Source organism: Pseudomonas sp. FG98, from assembly GCF_057808595.1.
Map to the genome: position 1 here is coordinate 1 of NZ_JBMDIJ010000196.1, position 355 is coordinate 355.

The following is a 355-nucleotide window of genomic DNA, read 5'->3' on the forward strand; positions in this document are numbered from 1 at the left end:
TTTTTCGGGCCTCATCGCTGGCAAGCCAGCTCCCACAGGTTGCTGTGTCGGGCCTGGATCCTGCGGCTGGCCCGGAAACTTGTGGGAGCCGGCGTTGCCGGCGATGAGGCCATCAGCTTCAACATCAATTTGCTGGTCGGGCTGTTCTTGTGGGCCTCATCGCTGGCAAGGCCAGCTCCCACAGGTTGCTGTGTCTGGCCTGGATCCTGCGGCTGGCCCGGAACCTTGTGGGAGCGGCCGGGCGGCGATCCGATTGCCGGCGATGAGGCCATCAGCTTCAACATCAATTTGCTGGTCGGGTTGTTCTTGCCGGCCTCATCGCTGCATGGGTATCTACACAACTTCAGATCACCAC

At 61.4% G+C, this 355-nt stretch carries 1 protein-coding gene; it reads right to left on the bottom strand.

What is annotated here, in order from left to right:
* Window positions 1-11 precede the first annotated feature (11 nt).
* The coding region (locus ACODSK_RS32695; protein ID WP_489022300.1) for a hypothetical protein at window positions 12-355 on the bottom strand (344 nt) is incomplete at its 5' end.